The sequence below is a fragment of the Pelagibius sp. genome (assembly GCF_028281305.1).
Classification (GTDB): Bacteria; Pseudomonadota; Alphaproteobacteria; order Kiloniellales; family Kiloniellaceae; genus Pelagibius.
Genome location: NZ_JANQKD010000087.1, coordinates 64,799 through 85,996, shown reverse-complemented (window position 1 = coordinate 85,996; position 21,198 = coordinate 64,799). Strand labels below are relative to the sequence as shown.

Annotated in this window: 19 protein-coding genes and 2 tRNA genes; 13 read left to right on the top strand and 8 right to left on the bottom strand. The window is 67.9% G+C overall.

The features are described 5' to 3' along the window. The first annotated feature begins 473 nt into the window (after nt 1-473). The 4 genes from Q0982_RS17225 to Q0982_RS17210 all read left to right on the top strand — a co-directional run bounded on the left by Q0982_RS17225 (nt 474) and on the right by Q0982_RS17210 (nt 2,839). Nucleotides 474-544, top strand: a tRNA-Glu gene (locus Q0982_RS17225). Then, nucleotides 545-615 (top strand) — tRNA-OTHER (locus Q0982_RS17220). Between the two features lie 430 nt (nt 616-1,045). Continuing rightward, complete coding sequence (locus Q0982_RS17215) at nt 1,046-2,188, top strand: slipin family protein (protein ID WP_299397538.1); 1,143 nt, start codon at nt 1,046-1,048, stop codon at nt 2,186-2,188. Between the two features lie 111 nt (nt 2,189-2,299). After that, the gene (locus Q0982_RS17210) at nt 2,300-2,839 is read left to right on the top strand and encodes a hypothetical protein (RefSeq protein WP_299397537.1); all 540 of its coding nucleotides are present in this window, start codon (nt 2,300-2,302) and stop codon (nt 2,837-2,839) included. A gap of 36 nt (nt 2,840-2,875) precedes the next feature. On the opposite strand, the gene Q0982_RS17205 is transcribed toward Q0982_RS17210, so the two are convergent. Continuing rightward, nucleotides 2,876-3,583: a hypothetical protein gene (locus tag Q0982_RS17205; RefSeq protein WP_299397536.1), complete on the bottom strand. Its 708-nt coding sequence runs from the start codon at nt 3,581-3,583 to the stop codon at nt 2,876-2,878. A gap of 247 nt (nt 3,584-3,830) precedes the next feature. Between Q0982_RS17205 and Q0982_RS17200 the strand changes: the two genes are divergently transcribed. Then, the gene (locus Q0982_RS17200) at nt 3,831-5,723 is read left to right on the top strand and encodes a propionyl-CoA synthetase (protein ID WP_299397535.1); all 1,893 of its coding nucleotides are present in this window, start codon (nt 3,831-3,833) and stop codon (nt 5,721-5,723) included. 199 nt (nt 5,724-5,922) lie between these two features. Then, nucleotides 5,923-6,714, top strand: a complete 792-nt coding sequence (locus Q0982_RS17195; RefSeq protein ID WP_299397533.1) for an SDR family NAD(P)-dependent oxidoreductase — start codon at nt 5,923-5,925, stop codon at nt 6,712-6,714. 15 nt (nt 6,715-6,729) lie between these two features. Here Q0982_RS17195 and Q0982_RS17190 read toward each other — a convergent pair whose 3' ends face one another. Continuing rightward, on the bottom strand, nt 6,730-8,289 hold the full coding sequence (locus tag Q0982_RS17190; RefSeq protein ID WP_299397531.1) for a peroxidase family protein: 1,560 nt from the start codon (nt 8,287-8,289) through the stop codon (nt 6,730-6,732). A 117-nt stretch (nt 8,290-8,406) separates the two neighbouring features. Beyond that, a complete protein-coding gene (locus Q0982_RS17185; protein ID WP_299397530.1) occupies nt 8,407-9,288 on the bottom strand; it encodes a LysR family transcriptional regulator in 882 nt (293 codons plus the stop codon). A gap of 105 nt (nt 9,289-9,393) precedes the next feature. Between Q0982_RS17185 and Q0982_RS17180 the strand changes: the two genes are divergently transcribed. Next, nucleotides 9,394-10,485 (top strand): alpha/beta fold hydrolase, encoded by a 1,092-nt coding sequence (locus tag Q0982_RS17180; RefSeq protein ID WP_299397528.1) that lies wholly within the window; start codon nt 9,394-9,396, stop codon nt 10,483-10,485. 45 nt (nt 10,486-10,530) lie between these two features. Here the strand turns inward: Q0982_RS17180 and Q0982_RS17175 are convergent, their stop codons facing one another. Then, nucleotides 10,531-11,028, bottom strand: coding sequence for a VOC family protein (locus Q0982_RS17175; RefSeq protein ID WP_299397526.1), 498 nt, complete (start codon nt 11,026-11,028; stop codon nt 10,531-10,533). A gap of 24 nt (nt 11,029-11,052) precedes the next feature. After that, on the bottom strand, nt 11,053-11,826 hold the full coding sequence (locus tag Q0982_RS17170; RefSeq protein WP_299397525.1) for an aldo/keto reductase: 774 nt from the start codon (nt 11,824-11,826) through the stop codon (nt 11,053-11,055). 111 nt (nt 11,827-11,937) lie between these two features. On the opposite strand from Q0982_RS17170, the gene Q0982_RS17165 reads away from it, so the two are divergent. The 3 genes from Q0982_RS17165 (at nt 11,938) to Q0982_RS17155 (ending at nt 14,559) form a co-directional block, all read left to right on the top strand. Beyond that, nucleotides 11,938-12,852, top strand: a complete 915-nt coding sequence (locus tag Q0982_RS17165; RefSeq protein WP_299397523.1) for a LysR family transcriptional regulator — start codon at nt 11,938-11,940, stop codon at nt 12,850-12,852. A gap of 202 nt (nt 12,853-13,054) precedes the next feature. After that, entirely contained in the window at nt 13,055-13,687 is a 633-nt protein-coding gene (locus Q0982_RS17160) for a hypothetical protein (RefSeq protein WP_299397521.1), read from the top strand. Between the two features lie 158 nt (nt 13,688-13,845). Next, a complete protein-coding gene (locus Q0982_RS17155; protein WP_299397519.1) occupies nt 13,846-14,559 on the top strand; it encodes a pirin family protein in 714 nt (237 codons plus the stop codon). 18 nt (nt 14,560-14,577) lie between these two features. Here the strand turns inward: Q0982_RS17155 and Q0982_RS17150 are convergent, their stop codons facing one another. The 3 genes from Q0982_RS17150 to Q0982_RS17140 all read right to left on the bottom strand — a co-directional run bounded on the left by Q0982_RS17150 (nt 14,578) and on the right by Q0982_RS17140 (nt 17,523). After that, entirely contained in the window at nt 14,578-15,513 is a 936-nt protein-coding gene (locus Q0982_RS17150; protein WP_299397518.1) for a DUF5996 family protein, read from the bottom strand. A gap of 225 nt (nt 15,514-15,738) precedes the next feature. Continuing rightward, nucleotides 15,739-16,386 carry a DUF1013 domain-containing protein gene (locus Q0982_RS17145; RefSeq protein WP_299397516.1) on the bottom strand — a complete coding sequence of 216 codons (648 nt, stop codon included), beginning with the start codon at nt 16,384-16,386 and terminating at the stop codon, nt 15,739-15,741. A gap of 132 nt (nt 16,387-16,518) precedes the next feature. Further along, nucleotides 16,519-17,523 carry an NAD(P)H-quinone oxidoreductase gene (locus Q0982_RS17140; RefSeq protein ID WP_299397514.1) on the bottom strand — a complete coding sequence of 335 codons (1,005 nt, stop codon included), beginning with the start codon at nt 17,521-17,523 and terminating at the stop codon, nt 16,519-16,521. A 153-nt stretch (nt 17,524-17,676) separates the two neighbouring features. Between Q0982_RS17140 and Q0982_RS17135 the strand changes: the two genes are divergently transcribed. Genes Q0982_RS17135 through Q0982_RS17125 form a run of 3 tightly spaced genes read left to right on the top strand, consistent with a single transcriptional unit; the run spans nt 17,677 to nt 21,185 of the window. Next, nucleotides 17,677-17,859 carry a DUF1192 domain-containing protein gene (locus Q0982_RS17135; RefSeq protein WP_299397513.1) on the top strand — a complete coding sequence of 61 codons (183 nt, stop codon included), beginning with the start codon at nt 17,677-17,679 and terminating at the stop codon, nt 17,857-17,859. A gap of 55 nt (nt 17,860-17,914) precedes the next feature. Further along, a complete protein-coding gene (locus tag Q0982_RS17130) occupies nt 17,915-19,786 on the top strand; it encodes an ATP-binding protein (protein WP_299397511.1) in 1,872 nt (623 codons plus the stop codon). A 28-nt stretch (nt 19,787-19,814) separates the two neighbouring features. Then, on the top strand, nt 19,815-21,185 hold the full coding sequence (locus Q0982_RS17125; protein ID WP_299397509.1) for a sigma-54 dependent transcriptional regulator: 1,371 nt from the start codon (nt 19,815-19,817) through the stop codon (nt 21,183-21,185). The last annotated feature ends 13 nt before the right edge of the window (nt 21,186-21,198 follow it).

The following is a 21,198-nucleotide window of genomic DNA, read 5'->3' as shown; positions in this document are numbered from 1 at the left end:
CTCCCCGCGCGCGGCGCAACTTTCTTCATCACTGTTCACATTCGGCTTTCCGCTTCGGTCTTTTCCGCTCTCAACTTCCGGTTTGCGGTTGATTTCCGAATCCCATCCGGCCTATACCCCTCGAACCCGACGGCAATCCCGCCGCCGGTCAACGCGCGAAAGAGACCGTCTCATGTCAATGAGAGACCATCTCGAAAGCCCCTTTGAGGGCATCACCACCGGGGTCTAGACCCGCGTCCTTGCGCGTGTCCTGCCCCGACAAACAAGAGAAGGGGAGCAGGATGATGAAAGCACCAAGCACCACATAGCAACCGACGAAGGCATCCCTCGCGAGAGATCCGGGGCCACATTCGTTAGGTACTTTTGACCGCTCTATGGTCCGGGCTCCGAAAGCCCGGCCGGCGCGCCCGGCGTCCGTAATGTGCCCCGCGTGTGTCGAGCAGCGTTTCGGGTTACCCGAAGCGGTACCACCCAGGGGTTTAGCTCAGCGGAGAGCGCCGGACTTTCAGGTCCGGAGGAACAGGTTCGACTCCTGTGACCCTTACGCGATGTAGCTCATTGGTTAGAGCACTGGACAAGAATCCAGCGGTAGGGGGTTCGAATCCTCCCATCCGACTCAGCCTGTAAAGCTGATCTCGAAACGAAGGATGCCGGAAGAGGGCCAGGTCCCGTCCGGACACCTGCGTTGGCAGCTTCGGCTGCCGCGGCGGTGACGGGCAGGGGCCAGGCGGCGGTCTGCTTCCGCGCGGTCCCGCCGCGCTCTCCAACCCTGCCCGTCAGGCGCTTCGGCACGCCGTGCCGCAGGTCGCGCCCGCTGCTCTTCGGAGCGGAGGGGCGCCGGTGGCACGGCACCCCGGGGCGCCGCTCGGGCGGGGGAGGGAGAACGCAGGGACCGACCAGCAGCTGCGGCCGGCGCTCTTCCGGTGATCCGACATCTTCATTCATTTGGAACTTTTCCGGCCCCCCGCAGCGGGGCCCAGCACAAGAAGGTTCCGGTCCTCCGCGAGGGCGAAAGAAAGACATTTGAAGAACAAGGAGTAGTTCGATGGTTATCAAGACCGAGAAGATTGCCGATTACGAGCTCGGTCTCCTGTATCGGGACCGGGCCTTCCAGAAGGTGCTGGAGCCGGGCGTCTACCGGATGCTGCGGGGCCAGGGCCAGATCGAGGTCGTGAAGCTCGACCTGCGGGCGCCGCTGGTCAAGGCGCCGGAACTGCAGGCGCTCTACCTGACCCACCCGCAAGTGGTTCAGACCTATTTCCTGGTCGCCGACATGGGCGACGGGGAGCTGGGGGTGGTCTACGCCAACGGCAAGCTGGCCGGGCTGGTGGCGCCGCGCAGCGTCGCCTTCTACGGCAAGCTGCTGCGGCCGGTGAGCCTGGAGGTGATCGACGCCGCCACGGAGATCGCTCTGCCCGAGCGGCTGGTTGCGCCCCTGGCGCGGCTGGCGGCGCAGGACCTGGTCTCCAAGAGCCTGGTGGCGATCGCCGAGGTGGTCTCAGACCACGTGGGCCTGCTCTACGTCGACGGCGTGCTGCAGTCCCGGCTGACCCCCGGCCGCTACGCCTTCGTGAAGGCCTTGCGGAAGATCCAGGTTGTGACCTTCGATCTGCGGCTGCAGACCCTGGAGGTGACCGGCCAGGAGGTTCTGACCAAGGACCGGATCGGCCTGCGGGCCAACATCACCGCCGTCTACCGGGTCGCCGACCCGCTGAAGGCGGTGGCCCTGACCGCGGACCTGAAGGACTTCCTTTACAAGGAGCTTCAGTTCGCGCTGCGGCAGGTGGTGGGCACGCGGACGCTTGAGGAGCTGCTCGGCGACAAGCTGGGCATCAACCAGGCGATCGCAAACCTGCTGCTGCCCAAGTTGGGCGAGGCGGGGCTGGAGGTCTCCTCCGTCGGTGTGAAGGACGTCATCCTGCCGGGCGACGTCCGGGAGCTGATGAACCGGGTCATCGAGGCGGAGAAGACCGCCCAGGCCAACGTCATCAAGCGGCGGGAGGAGACCGCGGCCACGCGGTCCCTGCTGAACACCGCAAAGCTGATGGAGGACAATCCCATCCTCTTGCGGCTGAAGGAACTCGAGGCGCTTGAGAAGGTGTCCGAGAAGGTCGGCAACGTCGTCGTCGGAAACGGCATGGACGGCGTGCTGGAGGATCTGGTGCGGATCCGGCCGCGCAAGACCTGACGGGTACGTCCCGGACGGTCAGGCGCGCCGGCTCCCCGCCGGGTTGCCGGCGGGGCCGGGGCCGAAAAGCCCCGGCCCCCTGCTGGCAGAGTTTATGAATGGAGAGAAGAAATGGAACGTTTAGGCGTCGATATCGGCGGCGTCATTATCGAAGGCGTGTGTGCCGCGGCCGACACCTCGTTCTTCAGCGACAACTATCTGAAGACCCCGGCCCTACCGGGCGCAATCGAGGCTTTGCAGCGCCTGGCTGACGCGCGCTTCGGCGAGAACATCTTTCTGGTCTCGAAGTGTGGTGCCCGCACGGAAGCGCGCACCCGCGAGTGGCTCAGCCATCATCTGGTCTACGCACGGGCGGGGCTCGATCCCGCACGCCTGCACTTCTGCCGAAAGCGCCATGAGAAGGCGCCGATCTGCAAGGACCTGGGCATCACCCACTTCATCGACGACCGTCTAGAGGTGTTGGGCTATCTGGAAAGCGTGCCCAACCGCCTGCTCTTCCGCCCGCAGGAGGCGGAGGTGGCGGCCAATGCGCGCCACCTGCCGGCCGTTACCCGCGTGGAGAGCTGGGACGAGGTCCTGGACTGCTTGCTGGGTGCGGCGCCGCCGCCGTCCATGCCGCCGTCCAGGCGGTCGTCCAAGCCTCACCTTTAGATGCTTTCCCCTAAGCCCAGCCCCTAAGCCCAGCCCCTAAGCCCAAGTGGTCCAGAAGATGCCGGCGAAGACGATCGGCACCAGGGCGAGGGCCATCACGATGAGGGCCGGGTAGCCGAAGACCGCCACGGCCGCGGCCGCCAGGATGAAGACATTGAGCGCCAGGAACAGTTTGGCGCTTTCGCGGCCCTTGACCGCGTCCTCGATCAGCCAGCCAACCAGAGGCACGGCATAGACCAGCTTCAGGCAGAAGCCGCCGAGCCGGGCGAGGGCGGAGGGCCGGGCGGGTGCCTCTTCGGCCGGCGCGTCCTGCGGCTGGCTCTGCGGCTTGCAGAGGGCGCGGTCGGCGGTGCGCGCCTGCTCGCCCCTGCGGATGGCAAAGAAGATCGCCGCGCCGGTGAGCAGCGGCAGTGGCATCAGCGCGTTGACTTCCCCCTGCAGGAAGAGGAAGGGCTGGCTCAGTACGCCCAGCGCCAGCGCCGCCCAGGGCAGCAGGGCGACGAGGCCGCGCACCGGGCGGAAGTCCGGCCGGTCGTACTGGTCGCCGCCGCCGATGGAGTTGGCGAGGAAGCCCAGATTGGCGACGAAGAACCACAGCACCAGCGGCATCGAGGTGGCCAGCATGGCGCTCACCAGGGGCACGTCCAGGCCGTGCTTGGGCCCGGGAAAGAGGCTCCAGAAGGCCAGCCAGATGGCGAAGGGCAGCAGCATGAAGCCGCCCACGGCATAGGGAAGGTAGCGCACGGAAAGGGGTCCTTTTTTGGCTCGAATGGTTCGGTTCTTACGGCATAGCTGAGTTATTCACTCAGGATTAGGAATGCGAGCGAAACCGGGGCCCCGGGGCGTTTTGTCGCAGAGCGGCATGGGTCGGTGCCGGCTGCCGGGCGGCTTTCGTTTCCGTCGTCAGCCGCCTATGCTTGGGCTTCCAGGAAGGGGGCCTAAGACAAGCTGGGCAAGGCTGGCATCGGGGCATTCAGGGAGCGGAAGCATCATGGGGCGTTTCGACGAGGTTTACCGGGCGGCGGCGGCCGACCCCGAGGGCTTTTGGGCCGCCGCGGCGGCTGACATCGACTGGACGAAGACCTGGGACCGGGTGCTGGACGACAGCGACCCGCCCTACTATCGCTGGTTCCCGGGCGGGGAGTTGAACACCTGCCACAACGCGGTCGACCGCCACGTCGAGAGCGGCCGCGGGGAGCAGGCGGCGATCATCTACGACAGCCCGGTCACCGACACGATCCGCAGCATTACTTACGCCGAGCTGCAGGACCAGGTGGCGCGGCTCGCAGGGGCGCTGGCGGCCCGCGGCGTCGCCAAGGGCGACCGGGTCATCGTCTACATGCCCATGGTCCCCGAAGCCGCCGTTGCCATGCTGGCCTGCGCGCGCCTGGGCGCCGTCCACTCCGTGGTCTTCGGGGGCTTTGCCGCCAACGAGCTGGCGACGCGCATCGACGATGCCGCACCCAAGGCCATCCTCTCCGCCTCCTGCGGGATCGAGGTCAACCGGGTCATCGAGTACAAGCCGCTGCTGGACGCCGCCATCGACATGGCCGCCCACAAGCCGGACGCCTGCCTCATTCTGCAGCGCCCGCAGGCCACGGCCGCGCTGACCCCCGGGCGCGACGAGGACTGGGAGAAGGCCGTGGCGGCGGCAGCGCCGCATCCCTGCGTGCCGGTGGCCGCCACCGATCCGCTCTACATCCTCTACACTTCCGGCACCACCGGCCAGCCCAAGGGCATCGTGCGCGACAACGGCGGCCACGCGGTGGCGCTGAAGTGGACGATGAAGAACCTCTACAACATCGATCCCGGCGAGGTGTACTGGTCCGCCTCCGACGTCGGCTGGGTCGTGGGCCATTCCTACATCGTCTATGGGCCGCTGCTGCACGGCGCCACCACCATCTTCTACGAGGGCAAGCCCGTGGGCACGCCCGACCCCGGCGCCTTCTGGCGGGTGATCAGCCAGCACAAGGCGGTCAGCCTCTTCACCGCGCCGACAGCCTTCCGCGCCATCCGCCAGCAGGATCCGGAAGGCGACTACATGGGGCAGTACGACCTCAGCCACTTCCGCGCCCTCTTCCTGGCCGGCGAGCGCTGCGACCCGGACACCCTCGCCTGGGCGGAAGAGAAGCTGAAGGTGCCGGTGATCGATCACTGGTGGCAGACCGAGACCGGCTGGGCCATCGCCGCCAACTGCCTGGGCCTCGAACTGCTGCCGGTGAAGCCGGGCTCGCCGACGCGGCCCATGCCGGGCTGGGACCTGAAGGTGCTGGACTCCGAAGGCCACGAGGTGCCGGCGGGCACCATCGGCGCGCTGGCCGGCAAGCTGCCCATGCCGCCGGGAACCTTCCCGACGCTGTGGAACGCCAAGGAGCGCTACACCAAGTCCTACCTCGCCAACTTCCCCGGCTACTACGAAACCGGCGATGCCGGCATCATCGACGAGGACGGCTACGTCCATGTCATGGCGCGCACCGACGACATCATCAACGTCGCCGGCCACCGGCTTTCGACCGGCGCGATGGAGGAGGTGCTGGCCGCCCACCCGGACGTTGCCGAATGCGCCGTCATCGGCGTCGCCGACAGCCTGAAGGGCCAGCTGCCGGTCGGCTTCGTGGTGCTGAAGGCCGGGGCCGGCGACGGCGCGGTCACCGACGAGGTGGTGCAGATGGTGCGCGACCGCATCGGCCCGGTGGCGGCCTTCAAGAACGCCACGGTGGTCAAGCGCCTGCCCAAGACCCGCTCCGGCAAGATCCTGCGCGCCACCATGCGCAAGATCGCCGACGGCGAGGACTTCAAGACCCCGGCCACCATCGACGACCCGGTGATCCTCGATGAAATCCGGGAATCGCTGGCCGGCATCGGTTTTCCCAAGGGCGGCTGACGCGTTATAAGGCCGGGGGCACTCTGACAGGCCGTACAAAGGGCCTTGCCTCGCCCTTCGAGACGCGATCCTGCGGATCGCTCCTCAGGGTGAGGCTTTCGACGTGACCTCATCCTGAGGAGGGCTGAAAGCCCGTCTCGAAGGATGAAGCCGCGGCTCCGTTTAGCGGTCCGCGAAGCACAGTAAGAGGATCTATGGTATGCGCGTAAAGGATCAGGTGGTGGTGGTGACCGGTGCGGCCGGAGGGATCGGGCTGGGCTGCGCGAAGCGCTTCGCCGCCGAGGGCGCCAGGGTGGTGCTCTCCGACGTCGACCGCGACCAGGGCGAGGCGGCGGCCGAAGCGCTGCAGGCCGAGGGGGCGGAGGCGGTCTTCGTCGCCTGCGATGTCGGCGAAAAGGCGGCGGTGGAGGCGCTGGTGGACTCCGCGGTGGCCGCCTTCGGGCGCCTCGACTGCATGGTCGCCAATGCCGGCATCGTCAAGGCCGGCGACTTCCTCGATTTCACCGAAGAGGACTTCGACGCCGTCATCCGCGTCAACCTGAAGGGTGTCTTTCTCTGCGGCCAGGCCGCGGCGCGCCGCATGGTGGCGCAGAGCCCGCGCGCCGACGGCAGCAAGGGCACCATCATCAACATGTCGTCGATCAACGCGGTGGTGGCGATCCCCAGCATCACGCCCTACTGCGTCGCCAAGGGCGGGGTGAACCAGCTCACCAAGGTGATGGCTCTGGCGCTGGCGGAGAAGGGCGTTCGGGTGAACGCCGTCGGCCCCGGCTCCATCAACACGCCGATGGTGAGCGCGGTGAACGCCGATCCGGAGGCCTGGAAGCGCCTGATGTCGCGCACCCCCATGGGCCGCCTGGGCGAGCCGGAGGAGATGGGCAACGTCGCCGTCTTCCTGGCCTCATCCGATTCCAGCTACATCACCGGCCAGACCCTCTACGCCGACGGCGGCCGCCTCGGCCTCAACTACACGGTGCCGGTGCCCGACTAGGCGTTCCTTCGCGGACTAGGCGGCGCGGTACTTGAAGCCGACGCTACCGGCGTCCGCGATGGCCGTGTTGCGGACGATGATGTCGGCCAGCCGGCTGGTGGTCTCGATGATCTCCAGACCCTCCGCGGAGAAGGTCTCGGCGTTGTAAACCGCTTCGGCCAGCAGCGGGTTGGTGAGGGCCTGGGTAAAGGCGTCGTTCGCGACCATGGTCTTCAGCAGGTCGCCCATCATCTCCGCATCGTCATAGGCTTCGGCGAATATGCCGACGAACCATTCCAGAGCGTCGATGTCGCCGTAAACCTCCTTGAGCTTCTTGGCTAAGACCGGGTCGCGGGTGAGGTCCTCGAAGCTCGTCGCGGGCTCCTTGCCGTAGTGCTTGCGGTAAGCGTTGTAGGGCGCCAGCGCGCAGCCGCGCGCCATTTCGAGGCTGCTTTCCTTCACCTTCATCAGGAAGTCCGGCGTGTTGCCAAGGGTGATCTTGCCGGCAAGCTGGCGGCAGGCATCGTGGCAGACCCGTTCGACGCCGACCTCCAGCAACCAGCCATTCCCGTGGCGCAGCGCGCTGGAGTCGCGGGTCTCGCCCGCGAAGGAGACCGTTGCGGGAATGAGATCGTGCCAGCGGTAAAGCAGGGCGAACTCGACAGCGATCCAGTTGGTGCGGTACCAGCGCTCCCGCTCCGCCATGCCGGGCACGACCATCAGCGGAAAGTCCGCCGGCGCGATGTGGACGATGTAGTCGCCGATGACGATCTTCAGCAGCAGCACGATGCAGACGTTGCGCGCCGTCTGGAACAGGCGCTCGTCGTCCCAGTCCGGATGGGCCTGCGCGACAATGCCGGCGATGCGGTTGTGCTCGCGCAGGAAAAGGGTGTTCATGACGGTGTTGCCGAGGGTCGAGTTGCCATGCTCCAGGCCGACGGCAAAGCAGGTCTTCTTATGGGCATCGCCGGCATTGGCGAAGACGCGGTCGAAGTTCGCCTTGCTGTAGAGGCCGGTGAAGTCCGGGTGCAACTCCAGCCGCCCATCGCGTTCCTCGAACAGCGGCACGGGAAACTCCTCGCCGTCGATCATCTGGCTCTTCAGCCGGCCGCCCCTGCCGGCGCGCAGCATGCGGGTCTGCTCTTCGGAGATCCCGTAGATCTGGCAGAGATCGATCTCGTGGTTGCTTTCGTTCTCGGCGAAGTCCTGTTCGTCCGGGTGCTTCCACTTGGTGCGCAGGAAACTGTCGGTGAACCATTGGGCGAAAAAGGGGAACAGCAGGCTGGTATCGCTGGCCCGCCGGTCCTCGGTCTTGCGGAACAGGGCCGCGACCTCTTCCAGAGGGGGAAGAGCGGCGGTGTGGGCTTCGGCCTCCGGAATATGCCGCCCGGAGTAACGCCGGTCGGTCAGTCCGCGCCAGGTCGTGTAGGGCGCCGCCATGGAAAACGGGCGCGGGCGCAGCCCGGCGGCATAGGCATAGGAGTTGATGAGTTTCCGATTCAGACGGCGATGCAGCGGCGGCACCGCGACCACGGCCTTGAGTGCGGTCTTGACCAGCCACTTCTTGGCCCTGCCGGCGAAAGATTCCCCAGCCATTCCTTGTGCTCCCCCTTGTTGACGGTCCCCCACGGACCGGTGGCGGCAGTGCAGCGTTGCGTCTGCCGCCCCAGGTTGAGCATTAGTCCGGTCCATCCCGGCGAGATGTGGGAAAACTCACTTTCCGCCTGTGCGGCCAGGGGCGACGAGTTCGGTCAGCGTTACCACTTTCTCGGGCACGGCCAGCCGGTGAAGCTCCACGAACAGCCGCTCGGCGGTGTCTTTCAGCGGTACGACGGTGACGCCGCGGATGGTCATCTGCGCCGCCGTCGCACGGGTGACGAGGCCGACGCCGAGGCCGCCGGCGACGAGGGAAAGCTGGCTGTGCGCCCGCGCCGCCTCCGCGACGACCCTAAGCGTCGCGCCGGCGTCTTTCGCCAGCGTCTCGATGGTCTCGTGCAGCGCCGGGCCCTGATCTTTGGGGAACAGGATGAAGGGCTCCCGTGCGATCTCGGCGAAGCGCAGCGCGCGCCGCCGCGCCAGGCGGTGGTCTGACGGCAGGGCGGCCCAAAAGGGATCGCGGCCCAGCGGCCGGCTTTCGAAGCCCTCCAGCCTGCGCGCCGGCGGATGCAGCAGGCCGACGTCGAGGGCGCCGGATTCCAGGGCCTCCAGTTGCTGCGGCGTGGTCATCTCCTGCAGGTGCGGTGTCGGCGCATTGCGCGCCGAAAGGCCGCGCAGAAGATCCGGAACGGCAGCGCTGAGCGCAGCCGAGACGAAGCCGATGCGCAGGGGCTGCGCTTCTCCGGCGGCGGCCTTCGCCCGCGCCAGCGCGCCCAGCAGCGCGCGGGCGTCCTCCGCCAGCGCCGTCCCGGCCGGCGTCAGGCGCATGCCCTTCACGCTGCGCTCGAAAAGCTGCACGCCGAGACGGTCTTCCAGCAGCCGGATCCGCGCCGTGAGAGGGGGCTGGCTCATGTTCAGGCGCCGGGCCGCGGCGCGCAGCGTGCCCGCCTCGGCGACGGCGAGAAACTGGCGCAGTGTCGGGTGATCCAGGCTGTTCATGTGATCTGTTTTCCCTATCTCTTGAGCCAAAATCGGTATTTCTACGATATCGGTCAGACCTCCTATATAGGCGCTGTCAACGACCGGCAAAGGAGATCGATCATAATGCGGGCGACCCTCGCCGCGGGTGCGGCGGCCTTTCTGTCCACGGCAGCGTTTTCTTCAGCTTTTGCCGACATCCAGCGCCAGTCCTTTACCGCGCTTTCCGAACCGGGCATCGAGATCGGCATCCGCGAGGTGGTCGACGCAGCAGTGGCTAACGGTACGGCGGAGCGCCGCGGCGATCCGGTGATCCTGCTGCACGGGGCGCGGGTGCCGGGCGTGCCCTCCTTTGATCTTCCGCTGCCCGGCGGCAGCCTGGCGGCGGACCTCGCGGCGGAGGGCCTGGCGGTCTACATCGTGGACCTGCGCGGCTACGGCGCGTCCACACGGCCGGCGGCAATGAACCAGCCGCGGGCGGTCACAGAGCCCCTTGTGCGTTCCGGCGAGGCCGTGCGCGATCTCGCCGCTGCCGTCGATGCGGTGCGGACACGCAGCGGGGCCGAGCAGGTCGCGATCCTCGGCTGGGCGACCGGCGGGCATTGGGCCGGTCACTATGCGAGTCTCCATCCGCAGAGGGTGTCGAAGCTGGTCTTCTACAACACGCTCTACGGCTACACGCCGGAGCATCCGCGCATCGGCAAGGGCTCCCGCCTCGCCGACCCGGAGAACCCGGACCGCTTCAATCTCGCGCGCTTCCAGAACTACCGTCTCAACACGGCCGACAGCCTGCTGCCCGGCTGGGACCGCTCGATCCCGCTGGAGGACAAGACGGCCTGGCGTGACCCGGCCGTCGCAGAAGCCTATGTGGCGGCGGCGCTGGCCAGCGACCCGACCGCCGCCGAGCGCGACCCGCCGTCCTTCCGCGCGCCCTCCGGCGCCATGGCGGACAGCTTCCTGCTGGCGACGGGAGCGACGCTCTGGGATGCCCGCCTCATCGCCGCCGATGCGCTGATCCTCCGCTCCGAAGGCGATTTCTGGTCGCGGCCTGAGGACCTGGCCCTGTTGCAGGCCCATCTGGAGAGCCGGCAGTCCGGGCGTGTCTCCGTCGTGCAGATCCCGCAGGCGACACACTTCGTGCATCTCGACCGGGCCGCATGGGGACGCGCCACCTTCCTGAGGGCAGTGGTCAGCTTCCTTGCTGGCCCGCAGGGGTGACGGCCCGGACGGCTTCGATCACGGCGCGCTCGCGGGCCTTGCCCATCACGCATCCTCCTCGCTGTAGGCGGAGAGCGGGGTCACGAACTCGATGAAGTTGCCGTTATTGTCCTGAACGAAGAGCACGCGGCGGCCGGCATCGGGGAAGCTGGTCGGCGGCAGCACCGCCTCGACGCCGCGGCGGCTCAGTTCCTCGGCGACGGCATCGACGTCGGCGGCCAGGAATGCCAGGTGTCCGAAGCCGCGGTCGCTGAGGGCGGTTTCGAGATCTGGTGGCGCTTTACGTTCCTGAAACGCGTTCGGCGTGCCGACCACCTCGATGACGAAACCGTTCAACTCGATGTAGGCCAGTTGAACGCCGGGAAACTTCGGCACGGTCCATTCATGTTTCACGCGGAAACCGAGCTTTTCGCGGTACCAGGCGATGGTGCCGGCGTAGTCGCCGGTCGAGATCATCACGTGCTCGGCGCGGATCTGTGCCAATGGGTCGGGCCGCGGACCTTGGGCCTGTGCGGCAGCCTTGGCGTCGGTAAGCGTTGTCATGGTGGCGTCTCCTTGGCTGGCCCTTCAGACGAGGTCCCAGGCCGTCAGGTTCTCTTCGAGGTGTGCGATCGACGTGGTGCCGGGGATCACGACGATGTTGGGGGAGCGCTTCAGCAGCCAGGCCAGCGCTTCGCGCGGCGCCAGCTTTGCGCCCCGCTGCATCGGGCTGGCGCCGAGCGGGCCGTAAGGAATGAAGGCGATACCTTTTTTTGCCGTGTAGTCGACCAGGGCCTCCGCATCGGTCTCCGCCATGTTGAAGCGGTTCTGCACGCTGGCGATGGGGGCGACGGCGAGGGCCCGGTCAAGCTGCGCGCGCGTGACGTTGGACAGGCCGATGTGGCGGATGCGCCCCTCGGCCTTCGCCTCCGCCAGGGCGGCGACGGAGACTTCGATGGGGGTCTCCGGATCGACCCGGTGAAGCTGGAAGAGATCGATGCGGTCGCGGCGCAGGTTGACCAGCGCCTTGTCGATCTGGCGCAGCAGCGTGTCGCGCGATCCGTCGGTCACGATGGTGCCCGGGGCCGGCTTGTCGACACCGCCCTTGGTGGCGATCACGACATCGCGGTCCTCCAGGGCCTCGCCGACGATGCGGTCGGCGGCTTCGGGCCCATAGGCCCAGGCACTGTCGAAGACATTCACGCCCAGCTCCGCGGCGCGGCGCAGCAGGGCAAGGCCACCCTGCCAATCTTCGTAGGGGCCGAAGTTGCCCGGCTGGCCGGTCAGGCGCATGGCGCCGTAGCCCAGGCGGTTCACCTCAATCTCGCCCCCGATCCGGAAGGTTTTGGCGATCTCTGTCATGGCTTTGTCTCCTCTCACGGGCGCGATAACCGCGCTCACGGGGGAGAAGATGGCCGGATCTCGGCATTTGCGGTAGACGGTATAGAAGAGGGATAGTTATACGTAATACGTATGAGCAAAAGCCTCGACCGCCTGACCCTGCTGGAGACCTTTGCCCGTATTGCTGAGCGGGGCTCGATCTCCGCGGCGGCGCGGGACCTGGGCATGTCCCAGGCCTCGGCCAGCCGTCAGTTGAAGGAGTTGGAGGAGCGGCTGGGGGCGGAGCTGATCCGGCGGACCACCCACGCGCTTGCCTTGACCCCGGCCGGGCAGGACTGCCTCGCCGAGGCGCGGGGATTGATCGCCGCCTGGGACAGTCTGGTGGAGCGCTTTGCCGAGGACTCAGGCGGATTGCGCGGCGGCCTGAAAGTGGTCGCCCCGGTCGCCCTCGGCCAGCTCTACCTGGCCGACGCCGCCTTACGCTTCCAGCAGGCGCACCCCGCCGTCGGCGTTACCTGGCTGCTGGAGGACGCGGCCATCCGCTTCGCCGAGATCGGCTGCGACCTCTGGATCAAGATCGGGCCCGTTCCCGATGACAGCTTGGTCGTGCGCCCGCTCGGCAAGGTCGAGCGCATGATCGTGGCGGCGCCGGAACTGATGGGCGGCAAGAGGATTGCAGGGCCCAGCGACCTGGCCGCGTTGCCCTGTGCCGCGCTCGAACCCTTCGAGGCCGGCACGATTCCCCTGTCGACGGCCAGGGGGCGCCAAGCGACCGTTGCAGCCCGGGTCGCGCTGGCGACCAACAACATCTTCGCCGTCCACAAGGCGGCGTTGCTCGGCATCGGCTACGCGGTCCTGCCGCGCTGGTTCGTCGAGCGGGAGCTTGAAACAGGTGCGTTGGTTGACGTTCTGCCCGACTGGCGGGCGCCGGCTCTCACCATCCATGCGGCCTACCTGCCGGCGCGCCGCCAACGCCGGCGCCTTGCCGCTTTCCTCGATCATATGGCCGAGGCCGTCTCGGCGATTCCCGGTGTCCGTACTGCCTGACCGCGGTGCGCCCTGCTGACCCCTTTGTGCTGATGCGCCATCCTTTCGGGGTGGCCGCGTCGCGCGGTTACAGCCGAATCGCAGGTCAAGCGGCGCTGTGGCGCGGGCTGCCTGTGGTTTCCGTCACAGCGCGCAGACGGCAGCCAGGCAAACCTCCCTGCGGCCGCATGAAGACAGCCGCAAATCCGTGGGAGAGAAACCTATGTTCAAAAGATCCTTGCCGGTGCTGGCCGCCGGCCTGCTGGCGCTTGTATCCCTGCCCGCCGAAGACGCCGCCGCGCAGGTCGGTCCGGTGATCAATCAACTGCAGAACCTGAACGCAAAGCTGGATGCCGTCGTCGTGCCGTTCAAAGTGGTCGACACCACGGGCGGGCTCTGCGACAGCGCCGGAACGGGGACATCGACCGTCGACCTGGAGATCGACAGCGACGGCGAAGAGGGGCACTTCGTGGTGACCTCCGTGCTGTTTCTGACAGTGCCGCCGGGCGTGCCGGAAACCGGCTTCAACAGCTTCCATATCAATCACCTGGAGATCGATGCCGAGCGCTTCTTTACGCGCAGCGGCAACCTCCTCGGGCCGACCGACGGCTTCGGCGTCCACGAGTCCATCGACATCATGGGCGTTCCCCTGCGCCGCAATGGCGACAGCGAAAACCCGATCTCCGGCGGCAGCTTTCCGCACCAGATCGTCGCCGAAAGCGCCGACAGCGACGACATCCACATCAGTTTTTTCTGCAGCACCACCGACGACGACCTCAGCTTCAGCCGCATACAAGTCTCCGGGTGGAAGCGCCCGGCGGACACCATAACCCTCACCTTCACGCCGGGGAGCTGATCGCCCGTTCCGTCAAAGGCCGGGCGCGGATAAGCGAAGCCACGCCCGGCCGGCCCGTCCTTCCGCCCCGGTTCGCGCCGCGTGCCCCTGCACGCCGGATGGGCTAGACTTTCAGCCTGCTCAGCAGCTTGGGCTTTCGCCGGGGGTCGAGGAGAAGGATGGCGCTTTTGCACGAGGGGTCTTCACGGGGCCGTACGCAGACCGGCTGGCTGGACAGCCGTCATACCTTTTCTTTCGGCGCCTTTCACGATCCCGGACGCATGGGCCATCGCAGCCTGCGCGTCATGAACGAAGATCGTGTGATCCCGGGGGCCGGCTTTCCGAGCCATGACCACGAGCACATGGAGATCCTGACCTATGTGGTCTTCGGCGCGCTGGCGCACCGGGACTCGCTCGGCAACGGATCGACCATCCGGGCTGGGGACATTCAGCGCATGTCCGCCGGTAGCGGCATCACCCACTCGGAAATGAACGCTTCGGCAGAGGAGCCTGTGCACTTCCTGCAGATCTGGGTGCTGCCGGAACGGCGTGACCTCGCGCCGTCCTACGAGCAGACCGCTTTCGATCCAGCACAGTCGGCGAACCGCTTCGCCGCCATCGCCGCGCCCGGCGGTGGGCCGGGCCGGGTCCGGCTGCACCAGGACGCCAGTCTTCTGTTGGCGCGCCTGGAGGATGGCCGGGAAGCCGCTTACAGTTTTGCGCCGGGGCGTGCCGGATTCCTGCAGGTGGTCTCCGGGCGCATCGAAATTGCCGGCGAGACGCTCAGTGCCGGCGACGGGCTGCAGTTTGAAGGCCAGGACCTTGGAGATGGGGCGACCTGCGCCGTGACCGCCCGCTCCGATTGCGAGGTCTTGCTGTTCGACCTTGCATAAGATCTGGGGGTTAAGGCCTCAGGCAACGGCGCGCGGAATGCGCGGCTGGCCCAAGGGGCAGTCCAGCGCCGCGCGGTCCCAGGCCCCGCGCTCCGCCGCGGCTTCGTAGGTCGACTGCAGGAAGGCGAGCAGTGCGGTTTCCGGGTCGGCGGCCTTGCGCACGGCGTCGTAGGGCAGGACGAACTCCCCTAGCTCCTTATGGAAGTAGGCCTCCGCGGGGCGGACCGGCATGTCGCCGAAACCCTCCGGCACCGGATAGGCGTAGGCATAGAAGGCCGGTTCCTCGATGCCGCCGCCGCCCGGCCAGAAGCCGGCGGAGCTGACCTCGTGGGAATAGGCCTCCCGCGTCACCGTGTCGGGCAGGGCGGGAAAGCCGCCGGGGTGCAGGGGGGCCGGGCGGCCGGAGAAGCGGGTGACAGCGAGGTCGAAGCTGCCCCAGAAGAAGTGCACCGGGCTCACCTTGCCGAGGAAGCCGGTGCGGAACTGCTTGAAGACACCGTCGATGGCCAGCAGCGCCCGCCAGAAGTCCTGCGCCGCCGCCGGGTCGTAGGCGCCGGGGTCGGTCTGCTGGCGGAAGGGTATGGGCTCCGGCACTTCGTTGGGCGCGTGGTGGATATCCGTGGGGGCGCCGAGCTTCCCCAGCAGCGCCAGTAACCGGCTGTGAAAGTCCGCCACCGACATCGGCTCAAGCGCCAGGGTTTCGCGGCGGCCGTCCGTGGTATCGACGGTCAGCTGGTGGTCGAGGAAGTCGAAGGCGATGTCGTAGCCTGCCGGGCTCCCCGGGATCAGCGAGGTGCCGAGGCCGCGGCCCGTCACGTAGAAGGTCGCCTGCCAGGAATGGTTGATCCAGGGGGTCTGGGCCAGACGGAACTTGCCGACGATCTGGCTCCACATGTGCAGGCTGGCGCCGGTGTCCTTCCAGCGTGCGTAGGGAATATCCGGCCAGGCGGTCATGGGCATCACTCCAGCGTCAGGGGATCTCGGGGAACGGGCCGATCGTCCCCGGAAACCATCCCCCGAGTCCGACCGCCCTTATCCGGTTAGATGGCGTCTTTTCCGCCGAGAACCAGGGCAGACGTTTCCAGACAGGCAGGGAGTTCCTGTCGGCGCTCCCGCCTTCCCGGGTCCCGGCAAGTCGGGCTGGGCTGTGGTGATATCGCCGGCAGAGCCGGCGGCCCGTCAGTTGGCGTCCTTCGGCAAGCCGAAGTTTTCCAGCGAGAAGGGGTTGTCCGACGGCTCGCTGGCCTCGGGTAGAGGCGCCTCCGGCTCCAGGTCCGGCTTGGGCAGGGTGATGCCTGCCTTCTCCGCCGCCTTGCGCGCCTTTTCGACCGCCGCGTTGAGGTCGACCTGGCCGCAGAGCCCCAGCAGCACCGGGTCGCGCGGGCGGATGTTGGGGGAATTCCAGTGGGTCCGCTCCCGCACCGCCTGGATGGTCGTCTTGGTGGTGCCGATCAGCCGGGCGATCTGGGAATCTTTCAGCTCCGGATGATGGCGCACCAGCCAGGCGATGCCATCGGGCTTGTCCTGGCGCTTGGCCACGGGGGTGTAGCGCGGGCCCTTGGTCCGCTTCACCGGCTGCGGCAGGTCGCTCTTCGCCATGGTCAGCTTGGCCTTGGGGTCGGCTTCGCAGCGGACGATCTCCTCGCGCGTCAGCTCACCCGCGGTGACGGGGTCCAGGCCCTGGATCCCCATGGCCACCTCGCCGTCGGCAATGCCTTGCACTTCCAGCATATGCAGGCCGCAGAAATCGGCGATCTGCTCGAAGCTCAGGCCGGTGTTGTCGATCAGCCAGACGGCGGTCGCCTTCGGCATCAGGGGTAGAGACATCAATCCTCCTCTCTTCCGCCCGGCGCAGTTCCCTGCGCCCGGGCCGGCGGCAAGGCTTGCCGTCGTGGGAATAGCGCCAATATAAGCGCCCGCCGGGCGGGAATAAAGCTGCCTTTGAAGAATTTCCGGGGCTCAACCGGTGGTCAGCACGATTTTGCCGATATGGCTGCTGGACTCCATCAGGGCGTGGGCCTGGGCCGCTTGCTCCAGCGGGAAGCTGGCGGCCATGACCGGGGCAATGGCGCCGCTGTCCAGCAGCGGCCAGACGGTTTCCTTGAGGGCGGCGGCGACCTCGGCCTTGAAATCCACCGAGCGGGCCCTGAGGGTCGACCCGGTGATGGTCAGGCGCTTCAGCAGCACCGGGGTGAAATCGACCTGGGTCTTGGGGCCGCCGAGGAAGGCGATGAAGCTGAGCCGCCCGTCCGGCGCCAGGGACCTCAGATTGCGCTGCACGTAGTCGCCGCCCACCATGTCCAGGATGACGTCGACGCCCTTGCTCTCGGTCGCCTCCTTCACCACCGCAACGAAGTCTTCCTCGCGGTAGTTGATGCCGCGGTCCGCGCCCAGGTCCTCGCAGGCTTTCACCTTCTCGGCTGAGCCGGCGGTGGCGAAGACGCGGGCGCCCAGGGCCTTGGCCAGCTGGATCGCCGTGGTGCCGATGCCTGAGGTGCCGCCGTGGACCAGGAAGGTCTCCCCGGCCTTGAGCGCCGAGCGCTGGAAGACATTCACCCAGACGGTGAAAAAGGTTTCGGGCAGGGCCGCGGCCCGGTTCATGTCGTATCCCTTGGGCACCGGCAGGCACTGGACCGCCGGGGCGGCGCAGTACTGGGCGTAGCCGCCGCCGGTCACCAGGGCGGTCACCGCATCGCCCACTGCCAGGCCCTCGGCCCCCTCGCCCAGGGCGACGACCTGCCCGGCGACCTCCAGCCCCGGGATGTCGGAGGCCCCCGGCGGCGGCGGATAGCCGCCCATGCGCTGCAGCACGTCCGGCCGGTTGACGCCCGCCGCGGCCACCCGGATCAGCACCTCGCCCGCCGCCGGCTGCGGCAGCGGCCTGTTGGCCGGCACCAGAACCTCCGGGCCGCCGGGCTCCCGGATCTCAATGGCGGTCATGCTTTCGGGCAGGCTCTGGCTCATGGTGGGGGCTCCGGCGGGTGATTTCGGGAGAATCGCTTTCGTTTGGGCGAGTTAGTATAGTGCAGGCGCAAAAAATCAAGCGCCCGCCCCAGCCGAGAAGGGGCGCCCGCATAAGGGGCAGGGAAGGGCGCGCGGGCAAGGGAGTGCAAGCCTATGGACATCGAAGACCTGGAACCCCGCAAGCAGGCGCCCAAGCCCCGGGATCTGGACAGCCTGGGCGTCGAACAGCTTGAGGAGTACCTGGCCGAACTGCAGGCCGAAGTCGCGCGGGTCGAGGAAAAGATCGCCGCCAAGAAGTCCTATCGCTCCGGCGCGGACGCCTTCTTCAAGAGCTGACGGCGGGCATCCGGTGAAGCAGGGTCGCGGGGAAGGGCCGCCTGTGGAAGCGCGCATGGAAAGCCCGCGCCGTTGGCACAGGGCGGCGCTGGGGCTGGCTGCCGCCGCCGCGGCGACCGGGATCGTGGTCGCCGTCACCTGGGTCTGGGCCTCCGCCCTGTTCCTCGACCAGACCCATACGCGGGCGCTGGCCAGGCTCGATCTCTACAGCAGCAATCTGGCCGGTGCCCTCGGCCGCTATCAGTCCGTGCCGACCCTGCTGGCGCTGCGCAGCGACGTGGTCGAGCTTTTTCGCCGTTCGCGCGATCCGGAAAGCCAGGCCCGCGCCAATCTGCTGACGGAGAGCTTCAACCGCCTGACCGAGGCGGAAGACACCTACTTCATGGACGCCGAGGGCTTCACCTTCGCGGCCAGCAACTGGAACAGCGAGCGGCCCTTCGTCGGCCACAACTTCAGCTACCGGCCCTACTTCCAGGAAGCCATGGAAGGGCGCCTGGGCCGCTACTTCGCCCTCGGCACGACCTCCGGCCGGCGCGGCTACTACTTCGCCTATCAGGTCTCGGCAGATGACCAGGTTCTCGGCGCCGTCGTCGTGAAGATCAGCCTCGCCGATATCGAGGCCTCCTGGACCGCCAAAGACGAGGGGGTGATCGTCAGCGATCCGCACGGCGTCATCTTCATCTCCAGCCGGCCCGCCTGGCGCTTCCGCAGCCTCGCGCCCCTCGACGACGCCGCGCGGCAGGCCATTGCCGAAAACCGCCGCTACGAGGCGGTCGACCTGCGGCCCCTCGACATCGCCGAGCGCGGTCAGATCGGGGAGACGGCCGGCGCCGCCGGTGCGCGCCTGCTGTCCATCAGTGCCGCCGACGGCGGCTCCGCCGCCGAGTACCTCATGGTCTCGCGCGAGATGCCGGCGGCGGGCTGGACCGTCAGCGTGCTGGCCTCCACAGATCTCGCCCGCTCCCAGAGCCTGACGGCGGGCCTGGTGGCCGGTCTCGCCTGCCTCATCACCGTGCTGATCGCCACCCTCATTGCGCAGCGCCGTGGCCGTCTGGTGGAGCGCATCGCCTACCAGCGCCGCGCGTCGGAGGAGCTGGAGCGTCGCGTGGTCGAGCGCACCGCTGACCTGACGGCCGCCAACCTGCAGCTCGCCCGCGAGATCGGCGAACGCGAGGCTGCCGAGGCCGACCTGCGTCAGGCGCAGGACGACCTGGTGCAGGCCGGCAAGCTGGCCGCCCTCGGCCAGATGTCGGCGGCCCTCAGCCACGAGTTCAACCAGCCGCTGGCGGCCATCCGCTCCTATGCCGACAACGCGCGCCTGCTGATCGAGCGGGAGCGTCACGCGGAGGCCGGCGAGAACCTGAGCCGCATCAAGACCCTGACCGGGCGCATGGCGGAGATCAGCAAGCACCTGATGACCTTCGCCCGCAAGCCGCGCAGCGAACTGCGCCCGCTGAGGGTGGCCGAGGTTCTGGACGACACCCTGGACTTCCTGCGCATCCGGCTGGAGCGTGCCGGTGCCGAGGTGACGGTGACGCAGGCGGACCGCAGCCTGCGGGTGCGGGCCGGGCGCGTACGCCTGCAGCATGTCATCCTCAACCTCGTCGCCAATGCGCTCGACGCCATGGAGGGGCAGGAGCGGCCGCGGATCGAGATCGCCGTGCGCGAGTCCGATGGCAAGGTTGTGCTTGCGCTGCGCGATCACGGACCGGGCATCGATCCGGGCCAGATCGACCGCATCTTCGATCCCTTTTTCACCACCAAGGACGTGGGCAAGGGCCTCGGCCTCGGGCTCTCCATCTCCTACAACATCGTGAAGGATTTCGAGGGCGCGATCCGTGCCGAGAACCACCGCGACGGCGGCGCGCTCTTCACCGTGGAACTGCCGCTCCTGCCGGCCCCCGCGCCGGTGCTGGAGCCGGCGTGATGACAGTGCCGACCGGGGCACCGCTGCCGTGACCGCCGCTGCAAACGGGGCCACCGTCCTCTTCGTCGACGACGAGGAACCGCTGCGCCACGCCGTCCAGCAGGGCCTGGAGTTGTGCGGACATCAGGTGTCCTGCTTTGCTTCCGCGCGTCAGGTCGAGCCGCTGCTCAGCCGCAGCTTTTATGGCGTTCTGGTCACCGACATCACGATGCCGGGGATGGACGGCCTTGCGCTGCTGCGCCGGGCGCTGGAGATCGATCCGGGCCTGCCGGTGGTGCTGGTGACCGGCCACGGCGACGTGCCCCAGGCGGTGGAGGCCATGCGCGCCGGGGCCTACGATTTCATCGAAAAGCCCTTCGACACCTCCCACCTGGCGAGCGTCGTCGACCGCGCCCTGGAAAAGCGCCGCCTGGTGCTGGAAAACCGGGCCCTGCGCGAGGAACTGGAGACCGACAGCGGTCTCGACGCGCGGCTGGTCGGCCGCACGCCGGCGATGCAACATCTACGTGAACAGCTTCATGCCCTGGCGGACACGGATGCCGATGTGCTGATCACGGGGGAGACCGGCAGCGGCAAAGAGGTGGTGGCCCGCGCCCTGCACGACTTCGGCCCCCGCGCCCGGGGGCCCTTCGTCGCCATCAACTGCGGGGCCTTGCCGGCGGAGATCATCGAGAGCGAGCTCTTCGGGCACGAGGCGGGGGCCTTCACCGGCGCCCAGCGCCAGCGCATCGGCAAGCTGGAGTTCGCCGACGGCGGCACGGTGCTGCTGGACGAAATCGAGTCCATGCCGTTGGACCTGCAGGTGAAGCTGCTGCGCGCCATCGAACAGCGCGCCATCGAGCGCCTGGGCTCCAACACCGCCATCGCCCTCGACCTGCGCTTCGTCGCCGCCAGCAAGGAGGATCTTGTAGAGGCCTGCCGCGCCGGGCGGTTCCGCGAGGACCTCTATTACCGCCTGAACGTCGTCACCCTGGCGATCCCGCCGCTGCGCGAGCGCCGCGACGACATTCCCCTGCTGTTCCATCACCTGGCGCGCGAGGCGCGGGCGCGCTATCGCCGCGAAATTCCGGAACTCGACGGCCAGCGGCTGGCGGCGCTGCTGGCCCACGACTGGCCCGGCAACGTGCGCGAACTGCGCAACGCCGCCGACCGCTTCGTTCTCGGCCTTTCCGACACGCTGCCGGGGCCGGGCAACGGCTTCGATCCGCCGGCCGAAGGGCCTCTGGCCGCGCGCCTGGACAGCGTCGAAAAGGCGATCCTGGAGGCCGAACTGCAGCGCCAGGGCGGCAGCCTCAAGGCCACCTACGAAGCCCTCGGCCTCTCCCGCAAGACCCTCTACGACAAGCTTCGCCGCCACGGCATCCGGCGGGAGGATTTCGTAGTATCCGATAGCTCATAGCAGAGAAGGCCCC

Excerpts from the sequence above, each read along its gene's own strand:
- Q0982_RS17175 (WP_299397526.1), bottom strand. The coding sequence starts at position 11,028 with ATGACAACGCTTACCGACGCCAAGGCTGCCGCACAGGCCCAAGGTCCG.
- Q0982_RS17170 (WP_299397525.1), bottom strand. The coding sequence starts at position 11,826 with ATGACAGAGATCGCCAAAACCTTCCGGATCGGGGGCGAGATTGAGGTG.
- Q0982_RS17150 (WP_299397518.1), bottom strand. The coding sequence starts at position 15,513 with ATGACCGCCTGGCCGGATATTCCCTACGCACGCTGGAAGGACACCGGC.
- Q0982_RS17155 (WP_299397519.1), top strand. The coding sequence starts at position 13,846 with ATGGCGCTTTTGCACGAGGGGTCTTCACGGGGCCGTACGCAGACCGGC.
- Q0982_RS17200 (WP_299397535.1), top strand. The coding sequence starts at position 3,831 with ATGGGGCGTTTCGACGAGGTTTACCGGGCGGCGGCGGCCGACCCCGAG.
- Q0982_RS17165 (WP_299397523.1), top strand. The coding sequence starts at position 11,938 with ATGAGCAAAAGCCTCGACCGCCTGACCCTGCTGGAGACCTTTGCCCGT.
- Q0982_RS17215 (WP_299397538.1), top strand. The coding sequence starts at position 1,046 with ATGGTTATCAAGACCGAGAAGATTGCCGATTACGAGCTCGGTCTCCTG.
- Q0982_RS17185 (WP_299397530.1), bottom strand. The coding sequence starts at position 9,288 with ATGAACAGCCTGGATCACCCGACACTGCGCCAGTTTCTCGCCGTCGCC.
- Q0982_RS17145 (WP_299397516.1), bottom strand. The coding sequence starts at position 16,386 with ATGTCTCTACCCCTGATGCCGAAGGCGACCGCCGTCTGGCTGATCGAC.
- Q0982_RS17130 (WP_299397511.1), top strand. The coding sequence starts at position 17,915 with ATGGAAAGCCCGCGCCGTTGGCACAGGGCGGCGCTGGGGCTGGCTGCC.
- Q0982_RS17195 (WP_299397533.1), top strand. The coding sequence starts at position 5,923 with ATGCGCGTAAAGGATCAGGTGGTGGTGGTGACCGGTGCGGCCGGAGGG.
- Q0982_RS17180 (WP_299397528.1), top strand. The coding sequence starts at position 9,394 with ATGCGGGCGACCCTCGCCGCGGGTGCGGCGGCCTTTCTGTCCACGGCA.
- Q0982_RS17140 (WP_299397514.1), bottom strand. The coding sequence starts at position 17,523 with ATGAGCCAGAGCCTGCCCGAAAGCATGACCGCCATTGAGATCCGGGAG.
- Q0982_RS17210 (WP_299397537.1), top strand. The coding sequence starts at position 2,300 with ATGGAACGTTTAGGCGTCGATATCGGCGGCGTCATTATCGAAGGCGTG.
- Q0982_RS17135 (WP_299397513.1), top strand. The coding sequence starts at position 17,677 with ATGGACATCGAAGACCTGGAACCCCGCAAGCAGGCGCCCAAGCCCCGG.
- Q0982_RS17190 (WP_299397531.1), bottom strand. The coding sequence starts at position 8,289 with ATGGCTGGGGAATCTTTCGCCGGCAGGGCCAAGAAGTGGCTGGTCAAG.
- Q0982_RS17160 (WP_299397521.1), top strand. The coding sequence starts at position 13,055 with ATGTTCAAAAGATCCTTGCCGGTGCTGGCCGCCGGCCTGCTGGCGCTT.